This window comes from Phenylobacterium sp. RIFCSPHIGHO2_01_FULL_69_31 (assembly GCF_001824475.1).
Classification (GTDB): Bacteria; Pseudomonadota; Alphaproteobacteria; order Caulobacterales; family Caulobacteraceae; genus Phenylobacterium.
Map to the genome: position 1 here is coordinate 1 of NZ_MHXN01000045.1, position 15670 is coordinate 15670.

The window sequence follows — 15670 nt, forward strand, 5'->3', positions numbered from 1 at the left end:
CTCTCAGATCAACCTTGCCAACGGGGAGCCGTCCAGACATGGCGCAGGGCCGACCTCCAATAGAGCGCTCGGCGCAGGGTGCTCAGGCGTGTGAATGGGCCAGCTCGCGGGGCGCAAACACGAATGCGGTTAGCCGTCAGGCGAGGGCAAAGCGCGCCCGACGTATGCACGCTCCGATGAATCCGAAACCCAGGACCATGATGGCCCAGGTCGCAGGTTCGGGAACGGGGGCGACAGCCCCGAAGCCGCGCCTGAAGTCGAACCCGGTGTCGCCGCTGATCGCCGTGAAATCCGTCACCGCCCGACCGTCCACGGTCAGGTTGCGAATTCCCTCCCAAGTGAGGGTGCTGCCGAAATCGCTGGTGAACGCTGCGGAACGGGTCTCCGTACTACCAGCGAAATTGACCAATGCGCTGGCGCCCGCCACGGTCTGCAGGCTCATGACGATCTCATTCATCTGGCCGAAGACCACTTGGAAGGTTGGCATCTGAAGAGCGGCTACATCGCCCGTTTCGGAGCCGCCTCCGACAACGTCGCCGTACAGCTGTCGATTGTAGAACGCGAAGGAGTCGTTCACGAAGACCTGCGCCGCCCACCGGGCCTCGCCCCGGGCGAATTGGGAGCCCACCAGGCCGCCGCTCAGAAACCCGTCGAGCAGCACGTCGGCGGTCATTACGCCGACCGTGCCGGCTGCGACACCTGGGGCCGACAGAAAGAAGCTGTCGCGATATTCCGCCCTAGTATCCCCGCTGCCGATGGCGCCGCGCGATTCCAGGGTCGGGTACACGACCGCGCTTGCCGTCGAATAGCCTTTCAAGGCCCCCACCCCGGCACTGGCGAACGCATAGCCGCTCGACTGGCTGACAGCCTCGTCGGCGAAGGAGCTGGTAGAGAGCAGGGTCACGGGAGAGGCGCTCGTACCGGACGATTTCTCATCCCGCGTTGAGCTGGTGTTCTGCCCTCTCGTTTCGGCTGTCGTGCGAACCGTGAAGGACGCCGCGTCGGCTGGCGTCCCGACCGCAAGTGCGCCGCCGAACACGCTGCAAGCCACAACGAGGCCTAAGGACCTTCCGAACATATACCCATCCCCAGCGATCACATGCCCGCCCCTGTGAGCCAGGCGCCGAGGCGCGATTGAACACTGCGGCGGTTGGAGGCGTAAATAGTACGAACAACCTATGCGCCCATGATTCCACGGTGGCTCCGGTGGCCGTCTCTCGTGGCCGGAGCCCCCAATCGGGGGATGCCGCCGCTGGCCCCGTCCACCACCCTGCGCGTCTTGATCTTTTGTGTGACAGTTGGGGGCGTAGCGATGCGAGCGTTTGGGGTTCTGCTGTCAGGATTAGTTGGGTCGCTGGCCCTGGGAGCGGCCTCTGCCGCGAGCGCAGGCGTCCTGGTCGCTTCGGGCGACGAATGGACGTTGTCCGACTTCGCCTATGGCGCGCCCTACCAGGCCGGAACTACGGCCTTCGTCCAGGATCTCGCCACGACGTTCGGGGGATCGAACTACCTGCTGCTCACCGGCAACGGGAATGTGCCGACCGGCCAGTTGACCCAACTTACCTCACAGCTCACGTCGCTGGGTAAGACCGTGGAGACTTCGGCGACCTTCAGCCTCGCCATCGCCAGCGGCTATGATGCTGTGTTCCACTTCGGGCAGGGACTGACGGGCGGCCAGTTCGCGGACCTCGACGCCTACGTCTCGGCCGGAGGCGACGCCTACGTCTCGCTCGGCGGAGGCTGGTACGGCAGCGCGGCCGGTGAAGCGGCGGCCTGGAACCCCTTCTTTGCCGACTACGGCTTGGCGGCAGGGTCCACGTGGTTCACTGCCCCGGGCTTCGTGGACGCCACGGTGACCCAAGGGCCGTCGGGGGCCACGAACCTCATCTGGGGCTATGGTCAGTCCATCGACCGACTGCCGGCCGGCAACGGCGTGTCTTATGTCCGTGGCAGCTTCGCCGGCGGTCCGCAGGACATCGGCCTCGTCGGCTCCAGCCAGCCGCTGGGTGTCGCCCCGGTGCCTGAACCCGCCACCTGGACGATGATGATCGTGGGCTTCGGGACGGCGGGCGCTGCGATGCGTCGGCGCCGCGCGCGTCGGTGGCGCTTTGAAATGACCCCGCCGACGACGCGGGGATCCTGAGATCACGACACAGCCGCGCCCGCAGGCGCCGCCCGGTAACGTGCCCAGCCGACGCGCGAGGTCGACGAGGAAAACCAGGCCGCTCTCCTCGCGATGATCCCGCTGGAGGGGTGGTGCTGACACGCTCCCGTCGGAGCTTCAGGAAGAGCATGCAAGTTGATGTGCGCGTTGGGTGACCAGCCTAGGCCGTGAACGTCTGCTTCCCGGCACGATGCCAACGTCAGCTTGTGGCAACGCTGACTCCGAGCCGCTTCACTGAGAGCAACACCTGGTTGCCCTTGAGGTCTCCAGAGAAGCCGGTGTGTGGCTGTAGAAGGCTGGAGAACCGAACGTCGCGGCCAGCGACGCGAGACAGGGGCGTTGAGGATGATTGCCGAACTTGCGCTTGCGGCGGCCCTCACGTCCGCGGCCCCGTCGTCCGACACCGGAGCAAGCGCCGCGAGCCGCCTCGCCGCCGCCTACGCCGAGGGACTGAAGTCCGCCAGTCTCGACACACTCAACAGCGCCTTCGCGCCCGACGGCAGCTTCTTCTCCCGGGACGAGAACGGTCGCCTGCGGCGACAGTCCTTCTCGGCGGCGCTGCCCACATGGGTCGATGGGCCAGATCCGACGGTACGGTTTGATGTCCAGCGTATCGAGAATCCGACGGATCAGCTTGCCTCCGTGACAGGGCGCCTGCGCATGGCGACCAGGTGCTACCAGGACCAGCTTCTTTTGATGCGCCTCGCCTCAGGCTGGAGGATCGTCGCGAAGACGACCGAGCAGATCCCCTGTACCGAGGCGCTTCCCCCTCGCGACTGACCTCGAATGGCGAGCGGCGGCGCCGGCGCCGGAAGATCTTGCTCCGGTGGGAGATGCGCAAGTCCGCGTCGATAGCCTGAATTCACTCGCGCGCCGGGCGAACTTTGTCCGGCATTCGTCGACCGATCGGAGCGTTCGTCGCGCGGCGCATCGCCGGGAGCGACCGCCCTGCTAACCCGCGAGACTGAATGTCAAAGAACAAGGGGTGTCCCATGCACCGAAACTCCATTCTTGCGGCCGCCGCGGGTCTCGCGCTCTCGCTGGGGGCCTCCGCCGCCGCCGCCGCCACCACCATCGTCCTGAACTTCGACGACCTGACCGGGACCGGCCTGGTGCCGACGGAATACGGCGGGGTGATCTTCGGTGACGACTTCAGCCACTACGATACGCCGGCGACCGGTTTCCCGCCGGCCTCGGGACTGACCACCGTCTATGCGAACTATCAGAAATATCGGCCGGGTCTCGAGGCCACCCTTAGCTTCCGCTTCAACGAACTGGTTCGCTTCGATGGGGCGTTCTTTGCCGGCCGGACCCATGTCGCCTACGACTTCTATCGCGACGGCGCGAAGGTGGGTTCAGCCGGCCACTTCAACCTGGGCGATCATGCGGCCTACTACGCATCCGGCTACGACGGCCTGATCGACGAGGTTCGGCTCTCCGGCAACGCCGGCAACTGGGTGATGGACGACCTGACCTACACGACCGGCGTCACCACCGCGGTGCCGGAACCGACCACATGGGCGCTGATGATCCTGGGCTTCGGCGGCGCCGGTGCGGCCCTTCGCTCGCGCCGGCGCGCGTTCGCCTAGGCTGACGTCGACGCCGCCGCGACGCGGTGCGGACCTTCGCAACGCCGGGCCGGGTGGGGCGTGGACGACAACGCCTCTCCCCCGACCGAAGCGAAGCGTGGGAGAGGAGGAGCGGCGATCAATTCGGTGGCCGATCGTCTGGCTGCACACCCTTAAGACCCTTGCAACCCGGCGGCCGCTAGGCACGCTTGCGCATCGGCGCAGGCAGCGAGGCGACGTCTTGACGATCCTGGTCACCGGCTCGGCCGGCTTCATCGGCTTCCATCTTAGCCGCCGGCTGCTCGAGCGCGGCGAGACGGTGGTGGGCCTCGACAGCCTCAACGCCTACTACGACCCGAAGCTCAAGGCGGCGCGGCTGGCGATCCTGGAATCGCACCGCGGCTATCGCCACGCCAAGCTGGACCTGGCCGATCGCGAAGGCGTGCCCGCCCTCTTCGCCGAGGTCCGCCCCGACCACGTCGTCAACCTCGCGGCCCAGGCCGGCGTCCGCTACAGCCTGGAGAGCCCGGAGACCTACGTGGACTCCAACGTCGTGGGCTTCCTCAACATCCTGGAAGGCTGCCGGGCGGTCCAGCCCAAGCACCTGGTCTTCGCCTCCACCAGCTCGGTCTACGGCAACCACAACAACCTGCCGTTCAACGTCCACGACGCGGCGACGCACCCGATCACGCTCTACGCCGCCAGCAAGCTGGCCAACGAGGCCATGGCGCATTCCTACGCCCACCTGTTCGGCATCCCCTCGACCGGCTTCCGCTTCTTCACGGTGTATGGGCCCTGGGGCCGCCCGGACATGGCGCTGTTCAAGTTCACCGACGCGATCCTGAAGGGCCAGCCCATCGACGTGTACGGCGAGGGCCGCATGCAGCGCGACTTCACCTACGTGGACGACATCGTGGACGGCCTGGTCGCCGCGCTCGACCGGCCGCCGGCGGCCAACCCCGCCTGGGATAGCGAGCGTCCGGATCCGGCCACCAGCGCCGCGCCCTGGCGCGTGCTCAACCTGGGCGCCAGCCGCCGGGTCGAGCTGATGCGCTACATCCAGGTCCTGGAAGAGAAGCTGGGCCGGAAGGCCGACCTGAACCTGATGCCCATGCAGGCCGGGGACGTGGCCCGCACCGAGGCCGACACCGCCGAGACCCGCGCCGTGCTGGACTACGCGCCCAGCACCACCATCGAGGAAGGCGTCGGCCGCTTCGTGGACTGGTACCGCGAGTACTACGGCGTCTAGAGACTAGACCGGCTTATCGATCGACTCCGAGGGCTGCGAGAACCACTTGGGCCCCTGCTCGGTCATGTGGAAGCAGTCTTCCAGCCGGACGCCGAACTCGCCGGGGATGTAGATCCCGGGCTCGTCCGAGAAGCACATGCCGGGCGCCAGCTTCGTCGTCTCGCCGCGGACCAGGTTGACCGGCTCGTGCCCGTCCAGGCCGATCCCGTGCCCCGTGCGATGCGACAGGCCCGGCAGCTTGTAGTCCGGTCCATAGCCGAGGCTGACGTAGTAGCTCCGCGCCGCGTCATCGACGCTTCCGGCGCTGGCGCCCAGCCGGGCCGCCTCGAAGGCGATCTGCTGGCCCCGCCGCACCTCGCCCCAGACCTTGCGCTGCTTCGCCGTCGGCTCCCCGAACACGAAGGTTCGCGATATGTCGGACTGATAGCCCTCGACGGTGCAGCCGCAGTCCATCAGCACCACCTCCCCGGCCTTCACCGACTGCGGCTTGCCGGACCCGTGCGGATAGGCCGCCGCCTCGCCCAACAGCACGAGGGCGAACTCCGGATCGCCACCTAGGGATGCGGTGGCCTGGTTCATCAACCTTCCGATGTCCCCCGGCCGCATCCCGGCCTCGATCTTCGGAACCGTATGACGATAGGCCGCCATGGTGATGTTCGAAGCGTGCTGCATAAGGGCGATCTCGGCCGGCGACTTGATCATCCGGCAGCCCCGAACCACCGGCGCCCCGTTCCGCAGCGTCGCCGTCGGCAGGTTCCGCTTCAGCCCATCGACGATGAAGTACCGGTTGGTCTCCTCGATCGCGACGACGCCCGACCCCAGCTTCCGGTCCCGCAGCCAGCCGGCGACCAGCGCCAGCGGATCCTCATGCTCCTGCCAGGTCCGCACCTCGGCCGGAACGCCCAGACTCTCCCGGACCGACGGCTCCTCGAAGAAGGGCGTCACCACCCCGATCTCCCCGTCCGCCGGGATCAGCGCACAGGTCAGCCGCTCGCTGCGGCTCCAGTGGACGCCGGTGAAGTAGATCAGGCTCGACCCCGGCTCGATCAGCAGGGCCGAGACCCCCTGCTCCCGCATCAGCCGCTGCGCCTTGGCGATCCGCGCCTCACGTTCCGCCCGCCCGATCGGCGGCGGCGCGTCCGGCAGCCGCGCGGGCAGGTCCGCGGCGCCGGAGGAGAAAGGAACCGCCGCCAGCGTCAGGCCGGCCGCGCCCAGGGTGATCAGTCTGCGTCGATCCATCCCGCAAAGCTCGCCCGACACGTTCCCTCTACCTAGCATAACCGTGCGTTCCTTCAGGGGTTGGGACCCCCTTCGATACTAACAATGGCGCGTCATAGCGCTCGGGTGATATCCGAGACGACCCGTCATCGATGCAGAGCCGTACGCTGAGTCTTCGAAGCGCCCTCCAGTTCGCCGCGATGCTCTCAGCAGCCGCCGCGGTGGCCTCAGCGCTTGGGTCGTATGACGCGCGACTCGATATACTGGCCCACTTCGCGCCAGGTTATCTCGTGATTGGGATCGCGGCGGCCGTTCACGCCCTGCTCAAAAAGCCAGGGCGAGCCATGCTGTTGGTCTCCGCCCTCGCGGCTGTCCTAGGCGCAGGCAACCTCATGGCGAATGAGTTTCTGCGCTCTACAGGCTCGATGGCCCCAAACGGGGCATGTGGCCAGATCAAGATCGTCCAATTCAACAGCCAGAGGACAAATAGCGAGCTGAGCCGGGTCGTGAGCTGGTTGATCGACCAAGATCCGGATGTCGTTACGATCTCGGAAGCACGGAGCGATCTACGCGATACTTTGTTGGCTCGCACTGGCTGGAATGTTGCTGGCCGCAAAGGCAGCCTAATGATCTTCACGCGACACCGTTACATCATCATGCGTCGCCCGCCTCTCCCTCCGCAGTCTGAACTGAATTATGCGAACGCAAGCTACCCCTCGCCTGGGGGACCTATTGAGATCGTGACGACACATCTGAGCTGGCCAACAAGCGCAACCTATGCGTCGCAAGTTCGAGATCTTAAGTCGGTGGTTGCGAGACTTCCCCGCGAGCGCATGATTCTGACGGGAGATTTCAACTCTACACCATGGTCCGGAAGCCTGAGGGGGCTCGACAGCGAGCTCGGTCTAACGCGCCGCGACCGGTCTATCGCCACTTATCCGGCGAGCCTGTTGGGCACCCCCTGGCCCGTTCCCGCATTGCCGATCGATCATGTGTACGCGGGCCCCGGCTGGGCGACCGTGAGCGTCGAGCGGGGCCCTTGGCTGGGATCGGACCATTACCCGCTCGTGGTCGTGCTGGCTCCACTCCACCAGCCAGGAACGCCCGGAGCCTGTGAACGGGGCATGTGACCACCTGATCGCGCAACTGGCGCTGTTTCCGCTCACTTGCCTGTGAAATGAGCTGACCCCTGGGTTTCACGCCTCATCGGCGCGCACTAGGTAGGACCCAACGAGATCAAGGGCCGGCGAACGACCGGCCCGCAGGAAGGAGTACCCCATGAAGCTTCTGGTCGCCTCGGCGCTCGCCGCCTTCGCCTTCGCCACCTCTGCCGCCGCGGGGCCGCTGGCGACCACTTCGATCGCCGTGTCCCCCGCCGGGCTCGACCTTTCCACCGCGGCGGGCGCCGTGGCCATGGCGGGGCGCCTGGATCGCGCGGCCGTACGCGCCTGCGGCGCCTCCTCGTTCAGCGTCCGCGACCACCAGGAGGCGGTCCGCCGTTCGACCTGCTACCGCGATGCCATGGGCGAGGCCTTGTCGGCGCTCGACGCGCCGGCGGTGAGCGCCGCGCTCCGCGAGCGCGCCGCCCCCGCCGGCGATCGCTAGACCCTACTTGGCGGCCGGCTTGGCCGCCTGCACTTCGATCTCCGCATACATCCCGGGTCGCACGAGGCCGGCGACCTGGGAGGTGATGCGCGCGGGCTTGGTCTTCAGCGGCCCATAGAACTGGTTGTAGCCTTCCATCATGCCGGCGAAGTCCATGCCGCCGCCCTTGGCAGGGTCGCCGACCAGCAGCACCCGCATCATCACGGTGTCGCCCAGCTCATAGCCCTGGGCCTTCATGATCCCCTGGATCTTGGTCAGGATGCTGATCACCTGGGTCTTGGTGTCGCCGAAGGGCGTGGCCGCGGGCGCGCCGGGAACGACGTCGGGGGTGATCCCGCTCACGTACAGCATGTCCGAACCGGCCGGCACCTTGACCGCGCTGGAGATGAAGCCGTTCGACGGGTTGATGTGGACGTTCTGGGCGTGGGCGGCCCCCGCCGCGAGCGTGAGCAGGGCGGCGGACAGCAGAATCTTGCGCATGGTTCTCCCCTCGGAAAAAAGCTTCAGGCCGCGGGCCGGTCGGTGCGGCGTTCCGCGACCGACTGTGACACGCGGGTCGCGATCAGGCCTAGCGTCCGTTGCGCCGAAAGCACCGCCCCTTCTTGCCAGCCGGGCATCTGAGACAGGTGGGCGCCTGAGAAATAGACGCGGCCGTGCGGTTCGTTCAGCAGTCGGTAGGCGGGATCGTCCAGGTGGCCTTCCTGGCCGCCGACGCCATTCCACGCGGGCCAGGGACCCAGGTTGAACGGGATCTTGCTCCAGTTCACCACCACCGGGTTGGAAAGCTCGCCCTCGTGCCCCGGGTGCAGCCGCCCGACCACGCCCCGCGCGATGGCCACCTGTTCCTCCAGGGGCCGCGCGGCGAACCCCTTGGCGTTCGGGCCCGAGCCGTAGCAGGCCAACAGCATGCCGCGGGCCGTATGCAGCCCGTTCGACGGATACCAGACCAGCCCGGTGTCCCCGCCCACGAACGAGATGCCGCCGAAGATCTGCTGTTTCTCCCAGAAGCGCGGCGCATCGAAGCCGATCTTGTTCGAATAGTCGTAAGGAACCGCTGCGATGGCGGCCTTCACCGGCTTGTCGAAGTTGTTGTCGATCCGGCTCAGGATGTTCAGCGGGATGGTGACCACGGCGAAGTCGGCCTGCGCCACCTGGTTCGGACCGCCTGACCGATCACGCCAGGCCACGGCGACGCCCGCCGCCGTCTGGCGGATCTGCAGCACCTCGGCGTTCAGGATCAGCGGACTGCGGATCGCCCGCTGGAAGCCGGTAGCGATCTGGTCCATGCCACCCACGGGCTGGAACATGGTCGCCTGCATGTAGACCATGTCCTCGAACAGGGTCGACCACAGCTGGTCGTTGGCCAGCAGCTCCTTCAGCGGCACCGGATCTCTGCCCTTGCCGAACTGCGAGGCCGCGCCGGGAAGTTGGGCGAAGCCCGACCGCTCCGTACCCTTGAAGGCCATCCCGCCGTCCAGATCGCCGTAGGCCTTCAGGAACGGCAGCAGCCTCTGCTTGTCCTCAGCCGTCAGGTCCTGGTCGAGCGCGCCCTTGTTCAGGGCCTTGGCCAGCAGTTCCGAGATATAGCCGCGGGTGTCGTTGACACCCTGGCGCATCTGGATCGGCTTGCCGCCGTTCGAGCCCGCGGACCAGAAATAGGCGCTGCGGCTGGAATTGATCTCCACCTCCAGCGGCACGCCCAGCTTGGCGCAATAGCCGAGCACGCCCTCGTGGTGACTGGGGATCCGGGCAGGCCCGGCGTTCATGTAAAGCCCGTCGGAGAAGGAGACGGTCTGGGTCGCCTCGCCGACCATTTCGACTTTGGAGCCGTTGCGGAGCGTCCAGTTGCGACCGCCGACCCGCTCGCGGGCTTCTAGGACCGTTACGGCGAACCCGGCCCGCTCCAGCTCATAGGCCGCCGTGAGGCCCGCGATCCCCGCCCCCAGCACGACCACGCTCTTGCCGGCGCCCAGGTTCGCGGGCAGCTGCAGCGGCCCGGCCTTCGCCGGCGTCGCCATCAGGCCCAGGCTGACCATGGCGGAATAGGCGGCCCCGTAGCCGCCGACTGCCCCGAGCCTGTGCAAGAAACTCCGACGGCTGACACCCATGACCCGCTCCGCGACGCACCGACCCGCCGCACCGGACGGGCGGCCTCAGACGCCTCGGCGGCGCCCTGGCTGACAATACGGACGATCAGGATTCGGGCAGTTTCGGCGCAATTGTCGGCGCAGAAGGCAATGTCCGCGTGAGAATTCATCAACTGACTCTCACGTCAGTTTTGCGACAACAGAATTCGCACAGGTCGCCGATTCTGCATAATTGTCAGTTCTAGTAATCGTGCTTCATCGAAGGGCGCGACCGCAAATATTTTCATCAAGCAACAAAAGCATGCTCAAGGCTCAGGCCGGGTCTTATTGACTCATGAGACCCAGCACGCGGTGCTCCTCCACTATCAGGCGGCGCCGATGCTCAAAGGCAGCCGTCACGAGGGGATGACGCCGAGAAGGGCCCACATCGAAAACGAGGGGGTCCATAATGAAGAGAATGTTTGCGGGCGCGAGCGCCCTGGTCCTGGGCGTCGCCATGGCGGGCGCTGTCCAGGCCGCGGAAGCAGCCGACGCGGCCGAAATCGAAACGGTCATCGTAACGGGTACCCGCACGACGGGCCTGCGCGCCGTCGACAGCCCGGCGCCCATCACGGTGCTGGATTCGACCGCACTCTCGCGCGTCGGGCAGACCGACCTGATCCAGGCGATCGCCCAGAACGTCCCGTCGTTCAACGCCCAGGCCTTCGGCGGCGACACCGCCAACCTGACGCTGTCGGCCAAGCTGCGCGGCCTGTCGCCCAACCACGCCCTGGTGCTGGTCAACGGCAAGCGGCGGCATGGCACCGCCAACCTGGCCGTGCTGGGGGGCCCATTCCAGGGCGGCGCGGCGGCCGACCTGAACTTCGTCAGCCTGGGCTCCGTGAGCCACATCGAGGTGCTGCAGGAGGGCGCCGCGGCCCAGTATGGCTCCGACGCCATCGCCGGCGTCATCAACATCATCCTGAAGGATGCGAGCGAAGGCGGGTCGGCCACGGCCAGCGCCGGCAAGTACATGAGCGGTGGCGGGGAGACGGCGGACCTGACGCTGAACGTCGGGTTCCAACCGGTGCCGAACTCCTACCTCAACCTGACCTACCAGACGCGCTACCACGACTACAGCTTCCGCGGCGATGTGGACCCGCGGGTCCTGAACACCACGTTCAACGTCAACTCCTCGTCGCGCCTGTCGCGCTACCCGCAGCTCGCGAACCATCCGGACTTCCCGTACATGAACCGCATCGCCGGCGATGCGGAGTACCGGCTGAACATCGGCGCGTACAATTTCGGCCTCGAGCTGGGTGAGCTCGAGCTGTACAGCTTCGGCACCTACGGCGACAAGTATGCCTCGGCCTATGAGAACTATCGCGTGCCCAACCTTGTGGTGGGCCGGGACGGGACGGTTGCAAGGCCCTTCGGTTTCAGCCCTCGCGAAGTGATCTATGAGACCGACTACTCCGCCACCCTGGGCCTGAAGGGCCAGATGGCCGGGGGTTGGAACTTCGACCTCGCCTCCACCTACGGCAAGGACGACGTGTCGATCTATGTAAAGGACTCCATCAACCGGTCCCTCTACATCGACACCTCGACGGCCACGACCCCCGGCCAGTCACCGACCGACTTCTACGCCGGCGCCTTCATCTTCACCCAGTGGACCACCCAGGCCGACTTCTCCAAGGAGTTCGACGTGGGCATGGCCGGCCCGATGAACGCGGCGTTTGGCGCCGAGTATCGGAAGGAGACCTACGAGATCAAACCGGGCGACGCGGGCTCGCGCTACAAGGAAGGCTCGCAGTCCTATCCCGGCTTCCAGTTCACCGACGCCGGCAAGCACGACCGCAAGAGCTACGCCTTCTATGGCAACGTGGCGCTCAATCCGACCGAGCCCCTGAAGCTCGACCTAGCCGCCCGCTACGAGCACTTCAGCGATTTCGGCGACACCTTCATCGTGAAGGCCACCGGCCGCTACGACTTCAACGAACAGTTCGCCATTCGCGGCACGGCCAGCACCGGCTTCCGCGCCCCGACCCTGGCGGAAAGCTACTATTCGGCCACCAACGTCTCCCCGACGTCGGCCTTCGTGCAACTGCCGCCGAACTCGGCTGCGGCGGCCCTGGTCGGCGTCAACGGCCTGGATCCGGAAAAGTCGCGCAACTTCAGCGTCGGCTTCGTGGCGCACCCAGGCTACGGCATCACCGCCACGCTCGACCTCTACCAGATCACCATCAAGGACCGCGTCGTGGGCTCCGGCGCCCTGTTCGGCTCGGGCGGCGACGTGAACATCCCGGCGGTGCGGGATGCGATCATCGCCAACGGCAACGTGCTGGATCCCACCGTCACCCAGACCGGCATCAACATCTTCACCAATGGCCTGAACACGCGCACGCGCGGCGCCGAGCTTGTGCTCACCACCAGCACGGACCTCGACGCGTGGGGCAGCATTCAGTGGTCCTTCACCGGCAACTACACCGACACCGAGGTCACCAAGATCGCGACGCCGCCCGCCCAACTGGCGGGCGCGTCCCTGTTCGACCTCACCTCGATCGGCAACCTCGAGACCACGGCGCCGAAGTACCGCTTCGTGCTGGGCGCCTTCTGGACCTGGGACAAGCTTTCGGTGAACCTGAAGGAAACCCTTTACGGGCCGGCCTCGCGGTACGACAGCCGCACCGGGTGCTCGCTCGCGACAGGGGCCACCTCGCCCACCTGCTTCAAGAACAAGATCGACGCGACGTTCATCACGGACCTCGAGATCAGCTACAAGATCATCGATCCCGTGAAGCTGACGATCGGCGCGAACAACCTGTTCAACAAATATCCTGACAAGCTGAATCCCGACTACCGGAACACGTTCCTGACCGGCAACGCCAACGGCTACGTGACCCAGTACCCGACGTTCTCGTCCTTCGGGATCAACGGCGGCTACTACTACGGCAAGATCACCTACACCTTCTAGGACGCTGCATAACGGGAAGGCCGCCGGGGTTCGCCCCGGCGGCCTTTCTCGTGGCCCGCCATCCGGCGCAAAGAAAAAGCCGCGCCTTTGTGGGGCGCGGCGAGTTCAGGGAGGAAACGCCCCGAAGGGCAAGGCCACCGTGGCCCGCCCCGCGCGGCGTTGGAACGGTCTAGCTGTTCGAAACGGCGGTTCGGTGACAGGCGCCGCAGAAAGAAGCGCCCTGCCCGCGAAACGGGCGCCGGCCTAGAGACGCAGGTCGGACTCGTCCTTCGCCAGCATCGCCTTCACATCGAAGATGACGGCGTCCGGGCGCCCGAAGGCCCGGATCCGCGCGGCCCCCATCCCGGCGAACTGGCGATGCGGCACAGCCACGACGATTCCGTCGTAGGCGCCCTCCGCGGGCTCGTCGACGAGCTCGAGACCGTACTCATGGCGCGCCTCGCCAGCGTCGATCCAGGGATCGCAGACATCCACCGACACCCCGTAGTCAGCGAGCTCCCGGACGATGTCGATCACCCGGGTGTTGCGCAGGTCCGGCGTGTTCTCCTTGAACGCCAGGCCCAACACCAGGACACGAGCCCTCTTCACGGTCACCCCGCGCCGGATGATCTCCTTGATTAGCTCACGGGCCACGTATCCGCCCATGCCGTCGTTTATCCGGCGCCCCGCCAGGATCACCTCCGGCCGGTAGCCGACGCTCTCGGCCTTGTGGGTCAGGTAGTAGGGATCGACCCCGATGCAGTGCCCCCCGACCAGGCCGGGGCGGAAGTTCAGGAAGTTCCACTTGGTCGCCGCGGCCGCCAGCACCTCCTGGGTGTCCACGCCCAGCCGGTGGAAGATGAGGGCGAACTCGTTGACCAGGGCAATGTTCAGGTCGCGCTGGGTGTTCTCGATCACCTTTGCCGCCTCAGCGACGCGGATCGAGCTGGCCCGATAGGTCCCCGCCCTCACCACGGAGGCGTAGAGGTCGTCGACGAAATCACCCGCCGCCGGCGTCGACCCCGCGGTCACCTTCACGATGTCGGCCAGCCGGTGGTGCGGGTCGCCGGGGTTTGCCCGCTCCGGGCTGTAGCCGGCAAAGAAGTCGCGGTTGAACGTAAGGCCCGAAATCTGGGCCACCAGCGGGACGCAATCCTCTTCCGTGGCGCCCGGGTAGACGGTCGATTCGTAGATCACGACGCCGCCCTTGCCGATGGCGCCTCCGACCGTCCGGCTCGCCGCCATGAGGGCCGACAGGTCCGGGCGCTTGTGCTCGTCGATCGGCGTCGGGACGGTCACGATGAAGACGTTGCAGCCCTTGAGCGCCGCGGCGTCGGCGCTGAACGTCAGGCGCGCGGCCGCCTTCAGCGCTTCGGGCGAGACTTCCAGCGTGCGGTCCTCGCCGCGGGACAGCTCGGCGATCCGCGCCGTCCCGATATCGAAGCCCACGACGTCGTGTTCGGCGGCGAAGGCCACGGCCAGCGGCAGGCCGACATAGCCCAGGCCGATCACGGCGATCTTCGCCGGGCTCTGCGTGAAGGGGTTCTGCACCATGGCGCGGCTGACTAGCACGGTTCGCCGGCGAACCGCGTCAGTTCGCGGATCGCTAGATAGAGATGATAGAGCGACGTGGCCGGCGAGGGCTCCTTGACGAAGCCCCCATCGGCCCGCATCCGCTCGCGCCAGACGCCGGGCGCCGGCGTGTCCAGATAGGCCGCCATCCCATTGGCGCCCTGCAGGGCGGCCGCCGTGTCGCCCAGCGCCAGCGCGGCCTTCACGTGTTCAGTCTGGGGCCAGAGGCGCGCGGCGGCGTCGCGCACCGCCAAATCGTCGGTCAGGGCGTCAACGGCCACGTTCCGTGTGGGATCGAAACCGCGCCGTCCGACGGCGAACAGCCGCCGGGCTGTCGTCTCCGCCTCAGGCCTGCCCCGGGCCCTGCCCCATCGCACCAGCAGCCACGCCCACTCGAACTGGTGGCCCGGCTCGATCAGCCCCGCCGGCCCGGCCAGCGGACGCCAGGCGTCGTCGAAGAACTCGCTCAGCGCCCCGGTCGCCGGATCGATGAACCGGTTAAGCGCCAACGCCACCAACTCGTCCGCCAGCGCGCCCCAGCCGGCGTCGCCGGAAGTTTCTTCCCAGGCCAGCGCTGCCTCCAGGAGATGCATCTGAGCGTTCGCCTGGAACGGGTGCTCCCCGGCCTCGCGGAAGCCGCCCGCCCCGTGCCGGAACACCTCCAGCCGTACGCGCAGCGCCGTCGCCGCCTCCGCATCGCCCAGGGCCGCGAGCGCCAGCAGGACGAACGCGTGCTCGTAGAGGTAGGCCTGGGCGTCGATCGCTGCGCCGGCCGGATCCAGGATCGCCTTGAACAGCCCATCCTCGCGCCGCGCGCGCCGGGTGAGATCCTCCAGGCCGTGCCTGGCGGCGGCGGCCCAGGGTCCGAGGCCCTCTGCGGCGGCGGAAGCGAAGACAAAGGCCTGACGCGCCTGGACGCGGGTGCGGTAACGCGGATCGTGCGGCGCGCCGGCCCAGGTCAGCGCTTCGCGGAACCCGCCCGTGCCGGGGTCGACGCCGACATCCGCCCAGAGCGGCAGAGCAGTCTCGCGCAGCCAGGCGTCGTACCAGGCGGCGGCGGCGCGCAGGTCGGCGAAGCCATGGCGCGGCGGGCGGTGATCGCGAGCGGGCGGCAGCGAACGTCTCCATCGCGGCCCGACGGACCGCGCGCCTCCCCTATCGTCTTCCCGGCAGATCGCAAACGCCTTGCGTGCGCCAGGCGTCGCCGCGATCGGACGCCCGAACCGGCTCCAGCGGAGGGTTTGATTGCCCTTGTCCGCCGGTAAGGCTAAAACC

Annotated in this window: 13 protein-coding genes; 7 read left to right on the forward strand and 6 right to left on the reverse strand. The window is 67.2% G+C overall.

The genetic code is table 11. The features are described from left to right. Positions 1–136 precede the first annotated feature (136 nt). Positions 137–904: a PEPxxWA-CTERM sorting domain-containing protein gene (locus tag A2790_RS22185; protein ID WP_293396575.1), complete on the reverse strand. Its 768-nt coding sequence runs from the start codon at positions 902–904 to the stop codon at positions 137–139. Between the two features lie 516 nt (positions 905–1420). Between A2790_RS22185 and A2790_RS22190 the strand changes: the two genes are divergently transcribed. The 4 genes from A2790_RS22190 to A2790_RS22205 all read left to right on the forward strand — a co-directional run bounded on the left by A2790_RS22190 (position 1421) and on the right by A2790_RS22205 (position 4981). Beyond that, entirely contained in the window at positions 1421–2143 is a 723-nt protein-coding gene (locus A2790_RS22190) for a PEPxxWA-CTERM sorting domain-containing protein (protein ID WP_293396577.1), read from the forward strand. Positions 2144–2509: 366 nt separating this feature from the next. Beyond that, positions 2510–2944: a nuclear transport factor 2 family protein gene (locus tag A2790_RS22195; protein WP_293396579.1), complete on the forward strand. Its 435-nt coding sequence runs from the start codon at positions 2510–2512 to the stop codon at positions 2942–2944. A gap of 212 nt (positions 2945–3156) precedes the next feature. After that, positions 3157–3753 carry a PEPxxWA-CTERM sorting domain-containing protein gene (locus A2790_RS22200; RefSeq protein WP_293396581.1) on the forward strand — a complete coding sequence of 199 codons (597 nt, stop codon included), beginning with the start codon at positions 3157–3159 and terminating at the stop codon, positions 3751–3753. 220 nt (positions 3754–3973) lie between these two features. Then, positions 3974–4981 (forward strand): NAD-dependent epimerase, encoded by a 1008-nt coding sequence (locus A2790_RS22205; protein WP_293396583.1) that lies wholly within the window; start codon positions 3974–3976, stop codon positions 4979–4981. Positions 4982–4984: 3 nt separating this feature from the next. Here the strand turns inward: A2790_RS22205 and A2790_RS22210 are convergent, their stop codons facing one another. Further along, complete coding sequence (locus A2790_RS22210; RefSeq protein WP_293396585.1) at positions 4985–6220, reverse strand: Xaa-Pro peptidase family protein; 1236 nt, start codon at positions 6218–6220, stop codon at positions 4985–4987. Between the two features lie 404 nt (positions 6221–6624). On the opposite strand from A2790_RS22210, the gene A2790_RS24465 reads away from it, so the two are divergent. Next, the gene (locus tag A2790_RS24465; RefSeq protein WP_363081577.1) at positions 6625–7329 is read left to right on the forward strand and encodes an endonuclease/exonuclease/phosphatase family protein; all 705 of its coding nucleotides are present in this window, start codon (positions 6625–6627) and stop codon (positions 7327–7329) included. 148 nt (positions 7330–7477) lie between these two features. Beyond that, complete coding sequence (locus A2790_RS22215) at positions 7478–7804, forward strand: UrcA family protein (RefSeq protein WP_293396587.1); 327 nt, start codon at positions 7478–7480, stop codon at positions 7802–7804. A gap of 3 nt (positions 7805–7807) precedes the next feature. Here A2790_RS22215 and A2790_RS22220 read toward each other — a convergent pair whose 3' ends face one another. Both A2790_RS22220 and A2790_RS22225 read right to left on the reverse strand, forming a co-directional pair. After that, positions 7808–8284, reverse strand: coding sequence for a RidA family protein (locus A2790_RS22220; protein WP_293396589.1), 477 nt, complete (start codon positions 8282–8284; stop codon positions 7808–7810). Between the two features lie 23 nt (positions 8285–8307). Then, positions 8308–9888 carry a flavin monoamine oxidase family protein gene (locus A2790_RS22225; RefSeq protein ID WP_293396591.1) on the reverse strand — a complete coding sequence of 527 codons (1581 nt, stop codon included), beginning with the start codon at positions 9886–9888 and terminating at the stop codon, positions 8308–8310. A 451-nt stretch (positions 9889–10339) separates the two neighbouring features. On the opposite strand from A2790_RS22225, the gene A2790_RS22230 reads away from it, so the two are divergent. Beyond that, the gene (locus tag A2790_RS22230) at positions 10340–12844 is read left to right on the forward strand and encodes a TonB-dependent receptor (RefSeq protein WP_293396593.1); all 2505 of its coding nucleotides are present in this window, start codon (positions 10340–10342) and stop codon (positions 12842–12844) included. Between the two features lie 243 nt (positions 12845–13087). Here the strand turns inward: A2790_RS22230 and A2790_RS22235 are convergent, their stop codons facing one another. Further along, positions 13088–14377 (reverse strand): nucleotide sugar dehydrogenase, encoded by a 1290-nt coding sequence (locus A2790_RS22235; protein ID WP_293396595.1) that lies wholly within the window; start codon positions 14375–14377, stop codon positions 13088–13090. An 11-nt stretch (positions 14378–14388) separates the two neighbouring features. Continuing rightward, complete coding sequence (locus A2790_RS22240; protein WP_363081579.1) at positions 14389–15606, reverse strand: AGE family epimerase/isomerase; 1218 nt, start codon at positions 15604–15606, stop codon at positions 14389–14391. Positions 15607–15670 lie beyond the last annotated feature (64 nt).

Excerpts from the sequence above, each read along its gene's own strand:
- A2790_RS22215 (WP_293396587.1), top strand. The coding sequence starts at position 7,478 with ATGAAGCTTCTGGTCGCCTCGGCGCTCGCCGCCTTCGCCTTCGCCACC.
- A2790_RS22220 (WP_293396589.1), bottom strand. The coding sequence starts at position 8,284 with ATGCGCAAGATTCTGCTGTCCGCCGCCCTGCTCACGCTCGCGGCGGGG.
- A2790_RS24465 (WP_363081577.1), top strand. The coding sequence starts at position 6,625 with ATGGCCCCAAACGGGGCATGTGGCCAGATCAAGATCGTCCAATTCAAC.
- A2790_RS22235 (WP_293396595.1), bottom strand. The coding sequence starts at position 14,377 with ATGGTGCAGAACCCCTTCACGCAGAGCCCGGCGAAGATCGCCGTGATC.
- A2790_RS22195 (WP_293396579.1), top strand. The coding sequence starts at position 2,510 with ATGATTGCCGAACTTGCGCTTGCGGCGGCCCTCACGTCCGCGGCCCCG.
- A2790_RS22200 (WP_293396581.1), top strand. The coding sequence starts at position 3,157 with ATGCACCGAAACTCCATTCTTGCGGCCGCCGCGGGTCTCGCGCTCTCG.
- A2790_RS22210 (WP_293396585.1), bottom strand. The coding sequence starts at position 6,220 with ATGGATCGACGCAGACTGATCACCCTGGGCGCGGCCGGCCTGACGCTG.
- A2790_RS22230 (WP_293396593.1), top strand. The coding sequence starts at position 10,340 with ATGAAGAGAATGTTTGCGGGCGCGAGCGCCCTGGTCCTGGGCGTCGCC.